Source organism: Undibacterium sp. Dicai25W (assembly GCF_049340505.1).
Classification (GTDB): Bacteria; Pseudomonadota; Gammaproteobacteria; order Burkholderiales; family Burkholderiaceae_D; genus Undibacterium; species Undibacterium jejuense.
Genome location: NZ_JBMPOQ010000001.1, coordinates 23,173 through 44,805, shown reverse-complemented (window position 1 = coordinate 44,805; position 21,633 = coordinate 23,173). Strand labels below are relative to the sequence as shown.

Here is a 21,633-nt window from a genome sequence, read left to right as displayed (position 1 = left end):
CCTAAAAATAGTCAAATAAAAAACCAATGATCAAAATAATCATTGGTTTTCAAAAGACCAGCACCTCCAAGCTGACAATGAAGAATAACGATCGTCATTTATGAAATTAAACTCACTCGCTCGGTCGACCTCACTCTATCCGTTATTGCTCAGCTTCCTGGCTTTCTATATTTTTTTGGGTTCTTTGCTGGGATCACCTATTTTCGGATCTGATGAGTATGCCTATTTTATCAGCGGAAAATTTATCGATCAGCTTAATACAATCTATCAACTAGACCCAGGTTTGCAACAAGTATCAAATATTTTATTTTTTCAACTTATACATAAAATTTTTGCAATCTCGTGTGAAAACTTTATATCAACTTTCCGCGTGATTCATGCACTTGAATACTTACTTTCAGCAGCGATACTGTATCGGACTTTCTTCAAAATATTTGGTGCCAAAAATGCCTTTTTCGGCGCTCTGATATTTTTACTGTTTCCAACATCAATCTATATTCAGGCAGTTATGCCAGAAATAGATTTGATACTAATAAGCACAGTTCTATGTTACGTAATAGTTACGCGCTATCCGTCGCGACCGCAAACCACAAGTGTCCTTGCGGGCTGCTGTATTGGCATTTCAATGCTGCTTAAGCCGCATGGCATCGCGTTACTAGTCGCCACTTCACTGACCATCACGCTGTCTGCGACACCTTTGTTTTCGATACTCAGTGCACTGCAATCATTGAAGCGCATCGTATTACTACTAATAAGTACGTACCTGAGCATTATTCTTTTTTGGCGCTTGAGCACTGACGCATGGGCATGGAATCCAACCGTTGTTCTTGGTCTTGGATTTTACGGCAACTATATTGGAGCTGCACCTACAAAGCTTAAAATCATTCAAAAAGCTGGTTCCGCGCTTTACTACGCCTATGCACATTTTATGGTGCTGGCAATGATATTTACGCCAGCTATTGTATTAATGTACGTCTCGATTAAACAACGGATAAAAGGGAGCTTTGGCGAAAGATCGATAATCGTCCCCGATACATATTTTCCAATTCTATTCATCACTTTGATGCTCGCTGCACATATAGCAATGGCATCATGGTTTACGGCTGGCGCCGCATCTTTAAATGATGGAGAAGCGAATCGTCTTCATGGCAGATATTTAGGATCCGCGATTGCACTATTGCCGTTCCTGTATTTTCATGCGTTAACGACCTTCGAGAAAAAAGCATTGCGGACAACCAATTTCATCAGCTTAATATCGATATTAATCTGTGGTTTTTTTCTATTTAGGCAAGTAAAGATTTTCCCATGGGATTATCCACTTCTCTTCGCTTTCTTTAATTCAAGCAATCACTATCAATGGAATTATTCTGGCGTCCATTTCATGAGCTGCGTCTTACTGATAATAATGTGCCTGAATGCTACAATTTCTCTTGTAAGAACCGATATTTATAAACGCACTTTATATCTTCAGATATTTTTGATAGCAATGATCGGTTGCTTACAGACATATGGTTGGGCATACTCTCATACCGCAACGAATCGTCCACTAAGCGAATACGCATCTGCAATTAACACTATCGTTGGCAAAGGTAAGACGCATGAAGGCGTTTTAGTCACAGATGAGCGCTATGGTAGTGCCTCATATGTTTTGTTTGGACTCGCTAGCGCTCCTAAGGTGCTAGATAAACCGCCTGGATCTCCTGTTACAAAACTTGATGTTGGCGATGCTAGTTGGGTCTTGTTTGCCAACGAATATCAAGCCGAATTCGACTACCATGATGCAATCAAAATGGGACGTTTTACCTTATACCCTCTGAAATCAGAACCTCTTATTGAAGAGAGAAAAAAAACTGCTCTTCCATTTGGACAAGTGTTGGATATACAGCTAGGAACAGGGAAAATAAATTGCCGTCTGAATGGCTTCAACCTCGCAGAGGCATGGGGCGCCTGGACCAATGGATCAAGAGCAAGCGTTGAACTGCCTTTCACGATTAAGGGAAAAGTCAGGCTCAAATTTTTTTCTTGGACAATCCCGGCTAACTGGGCTACGCCTTTAACCATTTCATTGGGCAAACAATCATCAATGGTGAAACTATCGGATAGTGGTAAGGAATATGAAATGACGATGGATGTTAAGGAACCAGTAGATACACTGATACTTGAATCTGCCAGCTCACTCCCCACTAACTCACATCGAATTATGGGAGTTGCTCTCACTCATATCGCAATAGAAAATGATTAGTTTTCATTTTCAACTCTAAAGAAATTATTTACGAACAGTATTCATCTAAAAAATTATGAAAACAATGTTTCCTGATGAAGAGCCCAAGATTGGCGTAGTTATTCCTAGCTATAAAGTGACGCGCCACATTTTGAATGTGATCGCTGAAATTGGTCCTGAAGTAACACGCATCTACGTGATCGACGACTGCTGCCCAGATAAGTCAGGTGATTTTGTTGAGACTAACAACACCGATAAACGTGTGCGTGTGCTGCGACATACAGTCAATCAGGGTGTGGGTGGTGCTGTCATGACTGGTTATCAGGCCGCCATAGCAGATGGCGTTTCCATCATCGTCAAAGTCGATGGAGACGGTCAAATGGATCCAAGCCTCATCGGTAGTTTCGTTGCCCCTATCGCCCTAGGTGAAGCCGATTACACAAAAGGAAATCGTTTTTTTGACCTGGAAGAAATTGGTGCGATGCCACCAATGCGCTTATTCGGAAATGCCGTACTATCACTGATGACTAAAATTTCCTCAGGTTACTGGGATTTGTTTGATCCAACAAATGGCTACACGGCTATCCATGCAGATGTCGCCAAGCATTTACCATTTAAAAAAATTAGTCAGCGCTATTTTTTTGAAACCGACATGCTATTTAGGCTCAATACCCTCAAAGCTGTTGTCATTGACGTGCCTATGAACGCTAAATACGCCGACGAGGTCAGTAATTTAAAAATTTCGAAAATTGTTGGCGAATTTTTATTTAAACATGCCCGTAATTTTATCAAACGTATTTTTTATAATTACTACCTGCGGGACTTAAGTATTGCGTCAGTAGAGTTACCTTTAGGTTTATTCTTGCTCTTTTCTGGATGTGGTTTTGGCATTTATCACTGGATTAATGCAGCTCGTAGCCACATAACGACACCAACTGGCACCATAATGCTTGCTGCATTATCCATCCTTATGGGAACGCAATTAATTCTGCCACTTCTTTCTTACGACATTGGAAACGCTCCCCGACGCCCTCTCCATATGAAATTAGGAATGCGCAATCGCTTTCTTCATAAAAGAGATAATTCTGTCAGACCTGAAAAATTATGAAATATCTAAAATTTTTGCGTGATAAAGCGGTAGTTTATCCGCTTGCGACCATAGCCAGATTGGAATTCGAGTCATTTATAATGGGATTTCTATCATTGGCTCCTACTTTGCTCGGCGTTTTGTTGCGCGGATTTTTCAGTAAAATACTATTTAAAGAATTGCGTGGTTTTCCTTGGATACAACCACGCTGTACGATTGTCCATTCAGAGCGCATTCGTATCGGCACCCATTTCGCTGTCAACTCTGGTACGTATATCAATGGCGTTGGAGGGATAGATTTTGGGAACTTCGTACTTATCGGTAGTAACGTCACCATTTCATCCGGTGAGCATCCAATTGCAGGTAGTGAAACACCAATCTTTTCGCGTGTTTCGATTCCAAAAAAAATTGTCATTGGCGACGATGTATGGATTGGAGCTGGGGTTGTTATTATGCCGGGAGTAACTTTGGCTAAAGGAACCGTCATCGGCGCCAATGCCGTAGTGACCAAAGATACCGAAGAATATGCGATTTGCGCTGGCGTACCAGCACGTAAAATCGGTGACCGCCGAGATAAACCTCTATCTCCGGCTTAATTGAATATGGTTCTTCTTCGATATATTTTGGTTGCTGGTATCGCCTATGGTATTGACCTTGGTGGTTTCATTTTACTTATTCATATTGGATATGCTCCATTGATCTCAAATATCCTCGTCAAAATTGCGGCGGCGATCTTTGGTTTTTTTGCACATCGTTACTTTACCTACTCGATTTCTGACAAAGAAAATATCACTACCCATGCGATCCGCTATTTTGGTCTGGCACTATTTTATACTCCACTGTCATCATTAGTACTTTGCATAATAATGCAAGTCTACTCGCATGCGGTATTTGCCAAAATGATTACGGATGTTTCCTTATTTGTTTTGATGTACTGGGTCACATCCAAATTTGCATTCGTCAAATCAAAACCAGCTTTCCATGAGGAAGATTCCGCACTGATGCCTAATATACGGAAGGATCAGCAATGAAAATTGCCATTACTGGTGCGAATGGATATATTGGTGCGCGACTAGTTAGCCGCGCATTAACTGACGGACATTCGGTGGTTGCCTTGGTACGGCGTCCCCTCCCACGCACAGATGTGATCTCGCTTGCTTATGACTTGAGCTCAAAGTTTGTACCGCCATTACCAGACGATACCAATATTATCATCCATCTTGCTGCGAATACGGTGGATAATGCTGGGGTAGCGAGAGAAGAATTGCATGCTGCACAATTGCTTATTGAGGCTGCCCGAAAACATTCGGCAGCACTCATCTTTGTCTCCAGCCAAACTTCACGTGCCGATGCACCGACACAGTATGGTAGAACCAAATGGCAAATCGAACAGATCATTCTGGCCGCTGGTGGTTCTATTGTCCGTCCGGGACAGGTATACGGTGGAGTTCAGCAAGGCTTATTTGGTCAGTTAGTAAATACAACTGCGCGCCTGCCAGCGATTCCACATTTACTGCCCGGTCCTCAAGTTCAGCCTATCCATATCGACGACCTGATCACAGGCTTGCTGAGGATTGCCACAGCCCCTGAGAAATACTCCCGTCTTATCTGTCTGGCAGCCCCAAAAACACGACCATTCAGCGAATTTCTCAATCAAATTGCTGTTGTACGCCTACGCGTTTACCGCCCTCTGCTCCCAGTTCCTGCCGCACTGCTACTTACTGCATTTAAGTTGTTGCGCAAAACAGATCAAGCAATCCGTTTTCAATCTCTGTTGCAACTACCTGTGATGGAAACAAAAGCCGACCTGCAGTCTTTGCAACTCGAACTACGGGATCTTCGATTAGGTATGCATCGCAGTGGAAATTCTCAGCGACGCTTACTTTTACTTGAAGGAAATACTTTTTTTCGCTACATTTTGAGTCAATCCGTACCACTATTTTCTATCAGGAAGTATGTACGCGTGATTATGACTCTGCGCAATGGACATCCTTTGCACCTACCGCAATCGTTTCACAATGCACCGTTTTTGCTTGCTTTAATCGATAAGGGCGTTATCGCGAATGGTAATTGGCACGCCGAGCTAACCTGGCGCCTTGATGCCGCGACATTAATTGGAGAAGCCAGCACTATCGGAGCCCGAAGCTTTTTGGGTATTCCTCACTCACACGGCATGCTGCGCAGTGTGCTTGCCATCAGCGCGACTCTCGTAGCTGAAACACTCTGGCGTTTGCTAAGCTTATCTCTTAGTAAACTCATTACAAAATATTTATTGCCATCGTTTGAGGATTGAACATGCCCACTAATTTTGATGTCCTCATTGTCGGCAGCGGCCCTGCAGGTGTTTCCGCAGCATTTCCATTGCTCGAAGCTGGACTACGAGTGTTGATGGTTGATGGCGGGAAAAAAGCATCTCTCGAACCACCTTCAGACAATTTTTTAGCTTGGCGCACCCACGATATTTCACAGGAAAAATGGATGCTGGGCAAAGACTTTCATGCCTTGCGCATGTTGGATGCAACATCACCAAAACTACGCGTACCAACACTCAGCTACGCATTCGAACAATTTTCTGAATTAAATCGGATCTCTACTCATGACTTTATCGCGGTCGGATCCTTAGCAACCGGCGGCCTGTCTAATGCTTGGGGCTGTGGTGTGGCACGTTTTTCAATCAAGGAACTCGCTTCTTTTCCATGTGACACTGCTACGATGCAGACTGCATACAATGAGGTGGCACAAAGGATAGGCATTAGCGGTGGAAAAAATGATGACCTTTCCGATTATTTTGGACTCGATGACTGCTCAGATGATCCACTTGAAATAGATAAACCACATACGTTTTTATATGAACGCTACACCAAAAAGCGGGAAAAACTTGTCTCACTCGGCTTTCGAATGGGAAGATCGCGTGTCGCCGTCCTCAAAACCGATCGTGCAGACAGAAAGGCCTGTAATCTAAGCGGAAATTGTCTCTGGGGCTGTTACCGCAAAGCCTTGTATTCCTCCAGCGATGAGCTAAGCGCACTACAACGCTTTCCAAATTTTTTTCACCGTCCTGGCTTTACAGTTACTGCCGTCAACAGCACACAAGGTGCGTGTTGCGTCGATGGTTACTGTTCAGTATCGCAGACCAATATAACCATTAGTGCAAGTAAAATTTTGTTGGCAGCAGGTACCTTGGCGACAACTAGGTTGGCACTGCAGGCATTAAAGCTAACCAATCCGATCAAGGTTTTATCCTGCCCTACCGGCGCGTTTTTATTGTGGATACCCCAATTATTAGGAGCAACCAGAAGCGCTGGATTCGGTTTAGGACAGTTGTCTTTCAACTTAACTCTAAAGAATGGATTGAATGGCTTCGGTTCTACATTTAATCCAACAGGTATTCCTATGACGGAATTCTTACGCCACCTACCTCTCAAACGTCGCTTCGGAGTGAGCTTATTAAGCAATTTGCTCAGTTCCTGCCTAGTCGGAAACATATTTTTACCTGGAAGTCTTTCCATATCCGAGGCGCAACTTCAAGAAGATGGAAATTTGAACATTCGTGGCGGGTATAATACTGATGTAGACAAGCTGATGAGTGAATCAGCTGAACAACTTAGGAAAGCCTTTCGTAAGTTAGGTGCAATAATACTGCCGATGAGTTTTACCGTGGGCCAACCCGGAGGTGACATTCATTATGCTGGTACCTTTCCGATGAAACTTGCACCTGGACCAGGAGAAACAGATCATTTAGGAGAGCTGTTTGGGCTGAGTGGAATACATGTGATCGATGGCGCAGCATTACCAGTGCTGCCAGAGAAATCGCACACACTTACCATCATGGCAAATGCAACGAGAATTGGACATGGATTGACGCGACAATTTAAATTTCCTGATGGTTGGATAAAAAATCGGCTTTAATAAAAATATTATTTTTTTGCTTTTATAAGCGGAAACTTAAATTCAACGCACTGACTATCTTCTTTAATTGTAAGTTATGAAAAAAATAGCACTCATCACAGGCATCACCGGTCAAGACGGCGCCTATTTAACTGAATTATTGCTGGAAAAAAATTACACCGTTTACGGTACGTATCGACGCACTAGCTCGGTCAACTTCTGGCGCCTGGATGAATTGGGTGTCACATCTCACCCGAATCTGCATTTGGTAGAATACGATCTGACCGACTTAGGTTCCACCATAGCCTTGGTTCAAAAAACACAACCAGATGAAATTTACAATCTGGCAGCCCAAAGCTTTGTTGGTGTAAGTTTTGAACAACCTAGCACCACAGCCCAGATTACTGGTATTGGCGCTCTTAACTTGCTTGAGGCGATCCGTCTGATCAACCGCAAGATTCGGTTTTATCAGGCATCCACATCGGAAATGTTTGGCAAAGTTCAAGCCGTACCACAAATTGAAAGTACGCCATTTTATCCGCGTAGTCCGTATGCTGTAGCCAAACTCTATGCCCACTGGATGACAGTTAATTACCGCGAAAGCTATGACATTTTTGCTTCCAGCGGGATCTTGTTCAATCATGAAAGCCCTTTGCGTGGTCGTGAATTTGTTACACGTAAAATTACTGATGCGGTGGCTAAGATCAAACTCGGTCAACTCGATTGCCTGGAGTTAGGGAATATCGATGCCAAACGCGATTGGGGCTTTGCCAAAGAATACGTCGAAGGTATGTGGCGTATGCTTCAAATCGATACGGCGGACACGTTCGTGTTAGCCACTAACCGTACCGAGACTGTGCGAGACTTTATCCGCATGGCGTTTAAAGGAGCCGGTATAGACCTCGATTTCAGTGGCTCAGCAGAACAAGAAATCGCGGTTGACGTTGCTAGCGGAAGTACCGTCATGCGTATTAACCCAAAATTTTATCGCCCTGCTGAAGTCGAATTACTGATTGGCGATCCAGCTAAGGCCAAAGCCGCACTGGGCTGGGAACCGACAACGACGCTTGAACAGTTATGCGGCATGATGGTAGAAGCCGATTTGCAGCGCAATCAAAAAGGAATGTCATTTTGAAAATTCTGGTAACTGGTGCCGATGGTTTTACAGGTCTGCATTTTTGCCAGCTTGCTCGTCAACGCGGGCATAGTGTCACTGGTTTGCAGACAAATCTGACCGACCACGTTAATCTGCATGCGGAATTAAAAAGGACTGCACCAGATGCAGTCGTCCATTTGGCCGCCATCAGCTTTGTCGGTCATGCCGATGCCAGCGCCTTTTACAATGTCAATGTGCTGGGCACCTTGAATTTACTAGAAGGTTTAAGCCTGCTGCCAGAAAAACCTAAGCGCGTTTTACTGGCTAGCAGTGCGAACATCTATGGCAATTGCGAGGTATCGCCGATTTCTGAGTCACAGCCTGCAGCACCAATTAATCACTATGCGATGAGTAAATTAGCCATGGAATATATGGCTCGCACTTATCTCGATCGTTTGCCTCTGTTTTTTGTCCGGCCGTTTAACTACACTGGTCCGTCTCAGGCTACCTCATTTCTGATTCCTAAGTTGGTACAACATTTTTCTGAGAAGGCTGCGCGGATTGAATTAGGGAATCTGCACGTCGAGCGTGAGTTCAACGATGTCCGCTTTGTATGTGAAGCATATCTTAAGTTATTAGAAAATGCAGTTAGTGGTGAGGTTTATAATATCTGTTCAGGTCGGCCTATGAGTTTGCAGTCTGTTATTGCACTGCTTAAAACAATCACTGGTCACCATCCCCAAATTGCTGTCAATCCAGCGTTTGTTCGTGCTAATGAAATTCACCGACTTTGTGGTGATCCCTCTAAACTTGAAGCCTGTGTTGGCCAATTAAGTGTTCCAGATTTCGGTGATACATTGACCTGGATGCTCACTAATAATGGTTCTGTCAACTCACCTATATCTATATGACCAAAATCATCTCCGCCAATCTAAACGGCATCCGCTCCGCTGCAAAAAAAGGGTTTTTTGAGTGGATGGGAAAAGAAGATCCAGACTTTGTTTGTGTGCAAGAGCTCAAAGCGCAAGCGCCGGATATGACGGATGAATTTTTGGCACCGCATGGCTTTCACGGGCATTTTCATTATGCTGAGAAAAAAGGTTACTCCGGTGCGGGTGTATATAGCAAGAAGAAGCCTGATGCCGTACACATTGGTTTTGGCAGTGCGGAGTTTGATCCTGAAGGTCGCTACGTGCGCTGCGATTTTGGTGACTTATCGGTGATCTCTGTTTACTGTCCATCGGGCTCTTCTTCGGAAGAAAGACAGGAAGCTAAATTCCGCTTTATGGATGAATTTTTTCCACATCTGGAAAAATTGATTGCTGAGGGTCGTGAACTGGTCGTGTGTGGCGACTGGAATATTGCGCATAAAGAAATTGATTTGAAAAACTGGAAAAGCAATCAGAAAAATTCCGGCTTCTTGCCTGAAGAACGTGCGTGGATGACACGTTTGTTTGATGAGTTAGGCTGGGTTGACGTGTATCGTCATCTGCACCCTGACACCACTGCGGAAGCTTATACGTGGTGGAGTAATCGGGGTCAAGCGTGGACAAATAATGTTGGTTGGCGTATCGATTACCATGTCGCAACACCGGGTATTGGGCGTAAAGCGAAGTCGGCGGCGATTTACAAAGAAGAGCGTTTTTCTGACCATTCACCGTTAATCATTACTTACGGTTGAAATTTTTTGTAGCGCGGGTTGCCACCGCCCTATAAAGATTGCCATTCCTGCGTGTTTTTAGCAGGAATGGCAGTATCTACCGATCAAATTATTGTTTGTGCTCAACCCGGTTCAAATTCAAACCATGATCAATCGCTGTGCCGTGACTAACAAGGTAGGCTTCCAAAGCATCGAGATCGCGCCCGATGATTTGACGGTTACGACCTTGTTTAAACACTTTAAAACCATCCCCACCGTCAGCTAAAAAATTATTGGCGACGACGGTGTATTCTTGGTTTAAGTTCAGTGGCTGACCTTTAATTGTGACGTTGCTGATTTGGATGTCAGAAGCATCTCCTCGTTTCCATGAATAGGAAAGCGAGTCTGATGCAAACAATTTTTTGGGTTCATTTGCGGTTTTATCGCTCCATTGCTGCTGCAAAATTTCCATAATTTGTGCACCACTCAGTTGCATCCTGATGAGCATATTTCCAAATGGCTGGACGGCGTAAATATCCCCAAAAGTAATGTTGACCGGCGATGCTTGAGAGCCTGAGGGTAGATCGCTACGAATACCGCCTTGATTCATAAATGCGATATCTACATTCCCAAGTTGGCTCGCGAAATACAAATGCGCATCGGCAATGACATCACCCAAAGGACTATCGAAATGTTGAGCATCGCTTGTTCGTAGCAATGGTTTGTTGAGTGTCACCACTGGCCGCAAACGCATTGCTGCCGTTTGTGTTGTCACTTGATTGACTAATTTTTGCGCAATGGGATCGACCGTAATTTGCTGCTGATCGATCAGATGATTGACTGCAACGGCGTTCACAACTTGATGAGTTTGCTTGTCTATTGTTAAAGTTGATTCTGTCAAAAATGCGCCGTAGCTACGCCCTTGAACTACTAAACGACCGTCAATTTTGCAGGTATAACCTTGATGTGAATGTGCCGAAACCACCAGGTTAATTGCTTTGTCTAATTTTTTACTGATGTCAATAATCGGCCCCTGCAAGCCTTCGCAACGATAGCTAGGATCATTCTCGTTTCCTTTGTACATCGCTCCTTCATGGATCAACACGACGATGGCATTCACGCCTTGTTTTTGTAACTCGGGCACATAACGATTGATGGCGCTTGCTTCATCTTCAAAACGTAACTGCTTGACCGCATCGCCTGCAACCAGATTGGGCACGTCGGAAGTCACGGCACCAATAAAGCCTACCTTTACATCACCGACCTGGCGAATCACATAGGGTTTCAGCCACGATGAGTTGCTTCCCACTTGATATACATTTGCGCCAATATAGTCATAATTCGCACCATGAAATCCCATATAGGAGCAGCCACTAGTTGGGCAAGTACCTTGAATTTTGCGCATCAATTCGTCAGGGCCACGATCAAATTCATGGTTACCGACGGCGGTCACTGAGAGATTAATTTGATTCAAGGCTTCTATCACCGGTTCATCTTGAAGTAATGCTGATCCCATCGGCGAAGCGCCCATCAAATCACCAGCGCCAACCAAAATACTGGCGTGCACTGCCGCCCGACGCTCTTTAAGCTTACTCGCTAAATAGGCATAACCACCGGCAGGAACTTTGATGAATTGACCTGGGTGTTGAATATCTGGTTTGCTGGCAAGGTATGGAACGGGCTGGTCTGATTGTAAGTTACCGTGAAAATCATTGATGCTGAAGATGGTAATGTCTTCATATCTGGCGCTCTGGCTAAAATTGCTAGTGGCACAAGCTGACAAACCAGCGAGAATTAGCACGGTTGAAATGCGTCGAATCTGATTCATGGTTTTAACGTTCTTTAATCTCATTGTGAAATAAGTAAATGGTATTCACTTAACGAAAAAGGTCTGCAACATGTCATTGTTGCAGACCTTTCGGTATTCAATGGTTTGCTGACTTTATGTCACAGCAACTTGGGCTTCTTCAGATTAGAAATCCGCAGAAACAGTTACCGATGTAAAGCGCGGAGAACCCATGTAATAGAATACGTTCTTAGCTGACGCAGCGCCGTAAGGCAAAGCATTCAACACGTTGAATGTTTGAGGATTACGATACTGTTTGTTCGCGATATTGCTGACGTTCAGACGAATCGTTGGCTTTTTAAACATACCCGCATTTGCGAACTGATAGCCTGCATCAAAATCCAACAACGTGTATGCAGGTACCAATTCATCATTGGTCATGGTTGCCCATTGTTTGCCAGTGTATTTAGCTTTCAGACGAGTGTACCAGGCATTGGTTTCGTACTGAGCGCTCAGACCAGCTTTCCATTTTGGCGTATCAGTCATTTGTTTGCCATTAGTTGGCAACATGACGCCGGATGAAAGGATATCGTTTTTAATTTCGCTATTAATATAACCAGCGGAACCATAGAACGACCAACCGTTGACTGGCGTGTTACCCAATTCTAACTCAGCGCCTGTAGAACGTACTTTACCTGCGTTGATTAAAATAGTGTTTTGAGTTATCGGATCAGTTGTTGATGCTAAACGGTTTTTAAAATCAACAGCATAGATCGTTGCTTGTGCAGTGATTTTATCGGTCTGCAGGCGATAACCCATGTCCAGATTGTAGGATGTTTCTTTAGTTACATCGGTACTAAATACTGGCGCGCCGTTGACAATCGATACGTTACCGCTAGTCGCGTACGCAAAGTTGCCTGGTACCTTCATGTTTTTCGCAAGACTTGCGAACAATTGATTGTCATGGTCAATCTGATATCTGACACCGATTTGCGGCAACAAGTCAGAGTATGTGCGTTTGATATTGTATGCAACTGGCTCGCCTTCACTAGAATTATTAGTGAAATCACGCTTCATTGTCGGAGCACGGAAGCCTGCATTCAAGGTCAGTTTATCATTCATCAAACTAACTGTATCTTGCGCAAAGAATTGGTACGCAGTACTAATGGTCTTCCAATCGCGAGACTGGTAAGGTGTTCCATCAGGACGAGTGATACGATTATTGCGCAGCCATATATCTGCTGCAACACCATTGTTATCAACAGGAACCATAGGTCCAAATTGCTCATGGGTTGCACGCTCTACCCAAAAACCAGCAAGAATCTGATGGTTATCGATTGTATGAGTAACTGAAGCAGTGATACCAGGACGATTTGTGCGAGTCACGCTGCTTGTTGCTACGATGACTTTATCTAACATATCGCCATCACCATTCAAATCAACGCCTGCATTGACTTTACCTGTTGAGGTATTGAGGAATTTGTTTTCCGTCATCAATTTTTGTTGATTGCTACCAGTACCGAAACCATACCAGTAGTAAGGCAAAATCTTGATATCCGTATTTTCATTCAAACGGAATTTTCCAGTAACAGAAGCGATAACGTTCTGGAATGGATTTTGTGTCAGCTTATAGTAGGAATCGCCAAATGCCTGGTTCGCATCAGAGCCTGCTTTTCCAGGTGATGCTGGAGCGTGACCAACCCATGTAGTCGAATAATCGTAGTTGTAACCGTTTTTTTGCAGATCAGCCAAATTAAATGAACTGATATTCTGATTGATTGCGCGGTTATACAAAATAGTACCGTTGATCGAATTGAATCTATCAAAGTCTGTACGGAAGCCCATATCTACGTGGTAACGATCGGCGCCGCCTTGACCCTTCCACTTGTCGGAAGTTGCGTGAGAAGCAGAAATAAATAAGCGTGTCTTTTCATCAGACAACATGCCTGTGTCATAGCGCATATAGGTTTTGAACATATTCAGTTCGCCAACCGTTTGCATCACACGGAAACGTTTTTCTTTGGATGGATCACAAGTTGTGATACCAATAATACCGCCAGTTGCGCCGATTTGCGGGGAGTCTACGTCAGTAGAACCTTGCGTAACGAATTGGGTACAAGTATTTTCTTGATCAACAAATTCTTGCGGATATACGGAGAAAGAACCAGAGTCATTAACAGGCACGCCATTGATAGTGACACCAATTTGATCGCTGTTAAAACCACGCAATGTCAAGCCACCGCCAAACAAACCAGTTGCATCGTAGTTGAAGCTGTTGACTGAAGGCATCAATTCCAAGGCTTGGTATGCGTTACCAGTTGGACGCTGTTTCGCCAGTTCTTCCGCAGTAATCGTGCTACGTGCTTTCGGCGCGTTTTCTTGCACCATCAAGCCCATACCGACTTTTTTACCGGTAATAGTCACTTGTTTGGAATCAACTGGATCATTGTTTGTTTCTGTCGCTTCTGCTGCATATGCAGAAGACATGCTCATACATACCAATTGGCATGCAATTGCGACCATCGACATGCGTGGCAAAAACGCTGACGATTTAGTGGTTTGTTTCATTGACTGCTCCCTGATCTGATTTTAGATAAATAATAATTAATTTTAAATTTGCATCAAACTTGGTCTGTGGTTTCAAGCGCAAGAGCTAGCTTGATCACATTTCCTTCACCACACATGCTTGCCAGATTTATTGGCTTTATTGCTTTAATATAACTATTCGCCGACCGTGATATCGCCTATTACTGAGATCGTCGTTTAGACGCGCAAACGATTGCTACAATGATCGTGGATTGTTCCGTCAATATTGCGCAAACGATTGCTTATTCGGTAAAAAAAACAGACGAAGGCATAAACTCGTCTATTTTGTACGATATTGGTTCTTAAAAAGAATTTATAAAACTACAAATTCCTACAAATTAGATATATCGATATACGAAAAAGTCTATCACAGAAGTTTTCTGAATCTTGCAGAGTGTTACATCCAATTATGAAAGGATGATGACAGGACAAGGAAATTAGCTGAAAAGTGTCACAAACAAGCCACAAAAGTAATTTTTGACCAAGTTTTTACCTTAAGGAGATGAAAATAGGTAACAACTAGTAGCACCATGAAACATTACGATATTTGACAGTATTTCTTTTTTGGAAATATAAGCTGTCATAATCATCATTATCCTGTTCAGGGATAAATCACTGGTTCGATGCCCTTTACGTTCGGACGATATGGTGCAAGCTGGTTGACATTAAAACCATGTGCCTTAGCGTATAGAGGCATGACTTCCGGCAAGTGTTTTTGAATTTCAGCAATCCGGTTATTTCCTGCAGGATGCGTCGACAACCATTGCGGTGGTGCAGATTTATTAATCATGCCCATTTTTTGCCACAGCACAATACCGGCGCGTGGGTCGTAACCAGCACGTGCGGCGATATCAAGGCCGACAATATCTGCTTCGGTTTCGTCTTGCCGCGAGAAAGCCAACATACCAACCTTTGCGAGAGTTCCTGCCGCGGCACCAGCAACACGCGAATCGTAACCTTTCAAACCGGCAAAAATCTCCGCCAACTGTACGCCAAAGTTAGCAATCCTCGCTTTGCCTTCACGTTCTGCACCATGCTCACGCAAGGCATGGGCAATCTCATGCCCCATTACAATAGCGACTTCATCGTCAGTTAGTTTCAGTGTATCGAGGATGCCAGAATAGAATGCAATTTTTCCACCCGGCATGCAGTAGGCATTGACTTGTTTAGAGGCGAGTAAATTGACTTCCCATTTCCAGTTCTTGGAACGGGCATTCCAGCTCAAAGTGTATGGAATTAATTTATTGGCGATGGTACGCAAACGAACCACTTGCGGGAAGTCATCCGGGCCAAGCGCACGTGCTTGCTGCGCCTGTTGGATGACCTGCGCGTATTGCATAGCCGCTTGTTGTTCGAGAGCGCCTTTTGGCACAAAATTGCGTGCCCATGACATCCCCCCCACCTTCACGCCGTCGTCACGTGGTGCATCTTGTGCTACGGAAAATGGAGCACTGACAACACTACACACGAACAGGCCAAGCAAAACCCATGACGACATTGATGGTGAAACAAATTTCATGACCAAGCACCGTAAATAATTGATACTAAGATGGTAGCAGAATCATTACACCAAAGGGCAACCTCAGCCTCAACGAAAGCCACTTAGGCACTTCGTTTGCGCAAACGAAATACCGCCAGACTACCGCGCCAGTTCGGCAATACATGCACTGGTTTACCTTCATGCAAAGCCACGCACTCCAGGACTTCCAGTCCGACTTCGTTGGCTAACTCTGCGAAGTCATAAATCGTTGCGCAGCGCACGTTTGGTGTGTCATACCACTGGTAAGGTAAAGATTTGGAAACCGGCATTTTCCCCATGAATAAAGCGGTGCGGTGCGGCCAATAACCAAAGTTGGGAAACGACACGATGGCATCTCTGCCAACCCGTGCAATATCTCGCAGCAAGGCTTCCACATGTTTCATCATTTGCAAAGAATTCAGACATAACACAGTGTCAAAAGCATTATCATCAAACATGCTCAAACCGTTTTCCATGTCTTGCTGAATCACACTCACATGGCGCTTCGCACACGCCAACACCTTGTCATCGGCGATCTCGATGCCATAACCAATGCAATGCTTATCCGATTGCAGATAATCAAGCATCACACCGTCGCCACAGCCAACGTCAAGCACATGCGTTTCAGGTTTTATCCAGTCGGCAATAAATGCCAGATCCGGACGTAATTGATTTAATTCTGAAAAATTCATACGGATGTTCCTTGCAATTGTGCGTCGATGCGATCGAAGTACGCAGCGATGAGATTCAAATAGCGTGCATCATCGAGCAGGAAAGCATCGTGACCATGTGGCGCATCAATTTCAGCATAACTGACGGTACGTTTATTGGTGATTAAAGCGCGTACAATTTCACGGCTACGTTCTGGAGAGAAACGCCAATCCGTCGTGAACGATGCCAATAAGAACTGTGCTTTTGTATTCCCCAGTGCCTTACTTAAGTCACCATTTGTATGGCGTGCCGGATCAAAATAATCGAGTGCTTTGGTAATCAGCAAATACGTATTGGCATCAAAATAATCAGAGAATTTATCGCCCTGATAACGCAAATACGATTCGATTTCAAAATCAACGCCATAACCAAATTGATAGTCACCAGACTTGAGATCACGGCCAAATTTTTCCGCCATATCGTCATCGGACAGGTAGGTAATGTGACCTATCATCCGAGCAACTCGTAAGCCGTTGCGAGGCACCACGCCATGCGCATAGAAATCGCCGCCGTGAAAATCCGGATCGGTCAATATCGCTTGTCGTGCAACATCATTGAAGGCAATATTTTGCGCCGACAACTTGGGTGTGGAGGCAATCACCACACAATGTTGGAGGCGATCCGGGTACAGAATACTCCAGGCCAAGGCCTGCATACCTCCCAATGAACCACCCATCACCGCGGCAAACTGCTGGATCCCCAATCGATCGGCAACCCGCGCCTGAGCATTGACCCAATCTTCGACCGTCACTACCGGAAAATCTGCTCCATACGGCTTACCAGTATTCGGATTGTTATGCATGGGTCCGGTAGAGCCAAAACAGGAACCTAAATTATTGATGCCGATCACAAAAAAACGATTGGTATCGACTGGCTTGCCGGGGCCGACCATGTTGTCCCACCAACCAATATTCTTAGGGTCGTCGGCATAATAACCAGCCACATGGTGCGATGCATTTAGGGCGTGGCAAATCAAAACGGCATTGGATTTATCGGCATTCAGGCTGCCATACGTTTCTACCATCAAGGTATATTCAGCGATACTGGCACCACTTTGCAGTGGTAACGCCTGCTCGAAGAAAAACGCTTGCGGTGTAACAGCGCCAACAGATTGATGTGAAACTGACATACACACTTCCATCGAGAAATTCTCGTTAAAAAAAATCAAGGAAGGCTAAAAGGTGGGCTGAATGTGAGAGAGAGAAAAGCTGCATTCAAGCTCGCTTTAGCCGTATTTATTGTCTGATATTTCCAGACTGCGCCCGCAAGCTGATTTTCAAATCGGCGCACTTTTTACATCAAATTTGTTATGAAGAACCTGCATTGCATCGCTGACGAAAAGCAGTCAACATGCGACGTTATAAACTTAAAGCAATGTTTTCAAATTCTTAGTCGTTAAGGATAACCAAGTCTGCCACGGACGTCAAACGCCAACTGCCAACGCACAACATCAATGCACAGTCTGCCCAAGCATTTCCATCGCAGCTAGCGTCTCCCGTATCACCACGGGTTCGTAACTGCGTAAGATCTTTTTTACATACGGCTGTACGTTTTCCAGATGGGTGTTCAAAATTGCCTGTTTAATTTCTGGCAATAGTGCCGCTGGCATTGATAATTCGCGGAAACCCATACCGGTTAGCAAGCGGGTCAGGCGAATATCTCCCGCCATACCGCCACAAATTGAGACTGGAATTTCAGCTTTCTCTGCAGTCGTGACGATGGTATGCAAGAGTTGCAAAATAGCGGGGTGTAAATCGTCATACAGATGCGCCACTTCGTGATCAGCACGGTCAATCGCCAACGTATATTGAATCAAATCATTGGTACCTATCGACAGGAAATCGAGTTTTTTGACAAACATAGGCAAAGCCAATGCTGCGGCAGGAATTTCTATCATCGCTCCGACTGGTACATTGGCATCGAACTCTTTTGATTCAGCCTGCAATTCTTTTTTGGCCTGAGCAATCAAATTCAAGGTCTGGTCGATTTCAAAACTATGCGCCATCATCGGTATCAAAATCTTGACTGGGCCAAAAGCAGAGGCACGCAAGATCGCGCGTAATTGCGTCAAAAATAATTGTGGTTCGGTGAGGCAATAACGGATTGCACGTAATCCAAGTGCAGGATTCAGAATATTGTGTTCTGTCGTATCGAGCGGTTTGTCAGCGCCAACGTCCAGCGTACGTATCGTGACGGGACGGCCTTTCATGCCTAATACGGCAGCGCGATATGCTTCAAATTGCTCTTCTTCGCTTGGCAGTTTGTGCTCTTGCCCACTGCGTTCCATAAACAAAAATTCGGAACGGAACAAACCCACGCCGCTCGCTCCTGCATCCAGCGCATGCGCTGCATCTTCGGGCAATTCAATATTAGCAAGCAAGGTCACTTCTACGCCATCCTGGGTTATCGCTGGCGTTTTCTTCAGCTTGCCTAATTTTTTTCTCTGCTTTTGTAGAAGAACCTGACGTTCGCGATATTGTTCCAACACCAAAGAGGTCGGCGCCACAATCACCACACCGGCATCGCTATCGATAATCAACCAATCGTCTTGCTCAATCAGATGTGAAGCATTGCCCATGCCGACCACGGCTGGAATGCCGAGGCTACGCGAAACAATCGCGGTATGTGAATTCTGACCACCTTCGTCTGTCACAAAACCAGCAAACGCGACATCGCGAAATTGCATCATATCCGCCGGAGATATATCTCTGGCGACGACGATCATATTGGCGCTGCGCTCATCGATGCCATCAGAACGTGGAACAGAATTGGCGCTACCAGTCAGCACCTTCAAAATACGTTCAGCAACTTGTTGAATATCGGCTTTACGTTCGCGCAAATATTCATCTTCAATTTCATCAAACTGTGCAGATAGTTCGTCTACCTGGGTGACCAACGCCCATTCAGCATTGTAATGACGCGAGCGGATGATATCGAGTGGTGCTTCCGACACCATAGGATCGGACAAGATGAGGACATGAACGTCAATAAACGCACCAAGCTCTGTCGGTGCATCCTGAGGCAGATCGGCCCAGATCGATTGCAATTCTTTATGCACCTGCGCAATGGCAGCCTGTAAACGTAATACTTCTGCCTCAACCTGTTCCTGGGCAACGAGGTAATGTTCAACATCCAATGCAGCAGGACGTAAGAGATGTGCCCTGCCTATCGCAATACCGCGAGAAACTGGGATGCCTTGCAAAGTAAATGACGCCATGCTTTGTCCCCAATCTGCTATTTATTCAGATCCATCTATATGTGACGGACTTTTGTGCTGCTATCAAGAACTTTCAGGATTCCTGATGTCGTGATTTACTCGCCTTCACCGAATTTATCATTGATTAATGCTTGCATAGCGGTAAAGCATTCTTGCTCATCACCGCCGTCGGTTTCCAACAAAATTTTGCTGCCTTTACCTGCTGCTAACATCATTACGCCCATGATGGATTTCCCATTCACACGACGATTATTGCGGGTAACCCAGACTTCGCTTTTGAACTTACTGGCGAGTTGGGTGAATTTTGCCGATGCACGGGCATGCAAACCCAGTTTATTCACGATTTCGATTTCTTGTTGAATCATTTTTTACTTTCCACTTAATTGGGGGACAGCCGAACCCGATTATCGATACGAACAGCGCCATTTTGCCCACCTGCCAAGGCCATTTCAACGACGACATCAAGGTCGTCCTGGCGATAGGTGATTGCTCTGAGCAACATAGGCAGACTAATACCGGCAATGATTGCCACCTGATCAGGTTCACCGAGTTGGCGACAGCAATTGGATGGTGTACCGCCCATAATATCGGTCATCACCAACACACCCGAACCATCGTTGAGTCGTTCTACAGCAGCATGCGCTAACTGATTAACTTCGTCCGTATTCTGATCAGCGATCACGTCGATCGCTTCGATCCGTTCAGGCTTGCCACGAAAAACATGCGCCGCTGCTTGTATAAAAGCAGAACCCAAGGGAGCATGTGTCATCAAGAGTATTCCGACCATAATTTCTTTACCCTGGGAGTATGCGAAAAAAATAGCCGCATACTCAGTTATTTCATCAAGGCAATTAAAATACTCGACGGGAGTATATTAAATGCATGTGTAAAATGTGTGTCAAACACTTGTTTTTTTGTAAGGACTTGTGACGGCTACTTCGAGTGCATCAATGAACATCGCAGCAACATCAAAACCTTTTTGCTGCGTAATTTCTTGAAAACATGTCGGGCTGGTGACATTAACTTCGGTCAGACAATTACCGATCACATCTAATCCTACCAGCAACAGACCTCTTTCATATAGCTGTGGTGCTAAAGTCTGCGCAATCTCAAGATCGCGTTCCGACAAATCTTGTGCTACACCCACACCACCTGCTGCCAGATTTCCGCGCACTTCGCCATTCTGCGGAATCCGCGCCAAAGCGTAAGGCACTACTTTACCGCCGATCAATAAAATCCGCTTATCGCCATGCACGATTTCTGAAATATAGCGCTGCACCATGATGGTACGAGTACCGTTCAGTGTCAGTGTTTCAATCACTGAACCGAGATTCATGCCATCTTCACGAATACGGAAAATACCAGCGCCACCCATACCATCGAGCGGCTTGAGGATAATGTCCTGGTGGGCACGGTGGAATGCGCGTATGCGTTGCTCATCGCGCGTAACCAGAGTCGGTGTTGTAAATTGGCTAAACTGGGCAATACTCAATTTTTCGTTGTGATTGCGGATCGCTGCTGGTTTATTAAAGACCCGCGCACCCTGCTGCTCTGCCATTTCCAGCAAGTATGTGGCATAGATGTATTCCATGTCGAACGGTGGATCTTTGCGCTGTAAGACAGCATCAAAGCTGCTGAGGGGCATAGAAACCGCTGTTTCAGCACGATACCAGTCTTCACTATCACCAGTCAGCGTGATTTTGCTGATATTCGCAATCACCTGACCGCCTTCCAGCGCCATATCCTCAGGGCCAAATGCATAAATCTCGTAGCCACGGCGATGGGCTTCGCGCATCATCGCGAAGGTGGAGTCTTTGTAAGTCTTGAACTGCGATAACGGGTCAGTCAGGAAAGCGATTTTCATAGCAAAGTTCCACAAGCCG

At 44.9% G+C, this 21,633-nt stretch carries 18 protein-coding genes; 9 read left to right on the top strand and 9 right to left on the bottom strand.

Going from position 1 to position 21,633, the window contains the following annotated elements:
• Nucleotides 1–100: 100 nt before the first annotated feature.
• From ACO0KY_RS00200 to ACO0KY_RS00160, 9 genes are all read left to right on the top strand, one after another.
• Nucleotides 101–2,242, top strand: a complete 2,142-nt coding sequence (locus ACO0KY_RS00200; RefSeq protein ID WP_423043287.1) for an ArnT family glycosyltransferase — start codon at nucleotides 101–103, stop codon at nucleotides 2,240–2,242.
• A 55-nt stretch (nucleotides 2,243–2,297) separates the two neighbouring features.
• On the top strand, nucleotides 2,298–3,329 hold the full coding sequence (locus ACO0KY_RS00195; RefSeq protein ID WP_423043285.1) for a glycosyltransferase family 2 protein: 1,032 nt from the start codon (nucleotides 2,298–2,300) through the stop codon (nucleotides 3,327–3,329).
• An 80-nt stretch (nucleotides 3,330–3,409) separates the two neighbouring features.
• Nucleotides 3,410–3,904 carry an acyltransferase gene (locus ACO0KY_RS00190; protein ID WP_423043283.1) on the top strand — a complete coding sequence of 165 codons (495 nt, stop codon included), beginning with the start codon at nucleotides 3,410–3,412 and terminating at the stop codon, nucleotides 3,902–3,904.
• A gap of 6 nt (nucleotides 3,905–3,910) precedes the next feature.
• Nucleotides 3,911–4,339, top strand: coding sequence for a GtrA family protein (locus ACO0KY_RS00185; RefSeq protein ID WP_423043281.1), 429 nt, complete (start codon nucleotides 3,911–3,913; stop codon nucleotides 4,337–4,339).
• Nucleotides 4,336–5,601 (top strand): NAD-dependent epimerase/dehydratase family protein, encoded by a 1,266-nt coding sequence (locus ACO0KY_RS00180; protein ID WP_423043279.1) that lies wholly within the window; start codon nucleotides 4,336–4,338, stop codon nucleotides 5,599–5,601. Before ACO0KY_RS00185 ends, ACO0KY_RS00180 begins: the two co-directional genes overlap by 4 nt.
• A gap of 2 nt (nucleotides 5,602–5,603) precedes the next feature.
• Nucleotides 5,604–7,217: an FAD-dependent monooxygenase gene (locus ACO0KY_RS00175; protein WP_423043277.1), complete on the top strand. Its 1,614-nt coding sequence runs from the start codon at nucleotides 5,604–5,606 to the stop codon at nucleotides 7,215–7,217.
• A gap of 76 nt (nucleotides 7,218–7,293) precedes the next feature.
• Complete coding sequence (gmd, locus tag ACO0KY_RS00170; RefSeq protein ID WP_423043275.1) at nucleotides 7,294–8,331, top strand: GDP-mannose 4,6-dehydratase; 1,038 nt, start codon at nucleotides 7,294–7,296, stop codon at nucleotides 8,329–8,331.
• Nucleotides 8,328–9,203 (top strand): NAD-dependent epimerase/dehydratase family protein, encoded by an 876-nt coding sequence (locus ACO0KY_RS00165; protein ID WP_423043273.1) that lies wholly within the window; start codon nucleotides 8,328–8,330, stop codon nucleotides 9,201–9,203. The genes gmd and ACO0KY_RS00165 overlap by 4 nt, the downstream gene beginning before the upstream one ends.
• Nucleotides 9,200–9,973 carry an exodeoxyribonuclease III gene (locus ACO0KY_RS00160; RefSeq protein ID WP_423043271.1) on the top strand — a complete coding sequence of 258 codons (774 nt, stop codon included), beginning with the start codon at nucleotides 9,200–9,202 and terminating at the stop codon, nucleotides 9,971–9,973. Before ACO0KY_RS00165 ends, ACO0KY_RS00160 begins: the two co-directional genes overlap by 4 nt.
• Before the next feature lie 88 nt (nucleotides 9,974–10,061).
• Here ACO0KY_RS00160 and ACO0KY_RS00155 read toward each other — a convergent pair whose 3' ends face one another.
• From ACO0KY_RS00155 to gshB, 9 genes are all read right to left on the bottom strand, one after another.
• Nucleotides 10,062–11,759, bottom strand: coding sequence for a bifunctional metallophosphatase/5'-nucleotidase (locus ACO0KY_RS00155; RefSeq protein WP_423043269.1), 1,698 nt, complete (start codon nucleotides 11,757–11,759; stop codon nucleotides 10,062–10,064).
• Between the two features lie 144 nt (nucleotides 11,760–11,903).
• Entirely contained in the window at nucleotides 11,904–14,285 is a 2,382-nt protein-coding gene (locus ACO0KY_RS00150; RefSeq protein WP_423043267.1) for a TonB-dependent receptor, read from the bottom strand.
• 619 nt (nucleotides 14,286–14,904) lie between these two features.
• Entirely contained in the window at nucleotides 14,905–15,822 is a 918-nt protein-coding gene (locus ACO0KY_RS00145; RefSeq protein WP_423043265.1) for a M48 family metallopeptidase, read from the bottom strand.
• 83 nt (nucleotides 15,823–15,905) lie between these two features.
• Nucleotides 15,906–16,514 (bottom strand): methionine biosynthesis protein MetW, encoded by a 609-nt coding sequence (gene metW / locus ACO0KY_RS00140; protein WP_423043263.1) that lies wholly within the window; start codon nucleotides 16,512–16,514, stop codon nucleotides 15,906–15,908.
• The gene (metX, locus tag ACO0KY_RS00135) at nucleotides 16,511–17,662 is read right to left on the bottom strand and encodes a homoserine O-succinyltransferase MetX (RefSeq protein ID WP_423043261.1); all 1,152 of its coding nucleotides are present in this window, start codon (nucleotides 17,660–17,662) and stop codon (nucleotides 16,511–16,513) included. The genes metW and metX overlap by 4 nt, the downstream gene beginning before the upstream one ends.
• Nucleotides 17,663–17,983: 321 nt before the next feature.
• Nucleotides 17,984–19,750: a phosphoenolpyruvate--protein phosphotransferase gene (gene ptsP, locus ACO0KY_RS00130; protein WP_423043259.1), complete on the bottom strand. Its 1,767-nt coding sequence runs from the start codon at nucleotides 19,748–19,750 to the stop codon at nucleotides 17,984–17,986.
• A 95-nt stretch (nucleotides 19,751–19,845) separates the two neighbouring features.
• Nucleotides 19,846–20,115: an HPr family phosphocarrier protein gene (locus tag ACO0KY_RS00125; RefSeq protein ID WP_186912660.1), complete on the bottom strand. Its 270-nt coding sequence runs from the start codon at nucleotides 20,113–20,115 to the stop codon at nucleotides 19,846–19,848.
• Nucleotides 20,116–20,129: 14 nt separating this feature from the next.
• Entirely contained in the window at nucleotides 20,130–20,537 is a 408-nt protein-coding gene (locus tag ACO0KY_RS00120; RefSeq protein ID WP_423043256.1) for a PTS sugar transporter subunit IIA, read from the bottom strand.
• 111 nt (nucleotides 20,538–20,648) lie between these two features.
• Entirely contained in the window at nucleotides 20,649–21,614 is a 966-nt protein-coding gene (gene gshB, locus ACO0KY_RS00115) for a glutathione synthase (protein WP_423043254.1), read from the bottom strand.
• Between the last annotated feature and the right edge of the window lie 19 nt (nucleotides 21,615–21,633).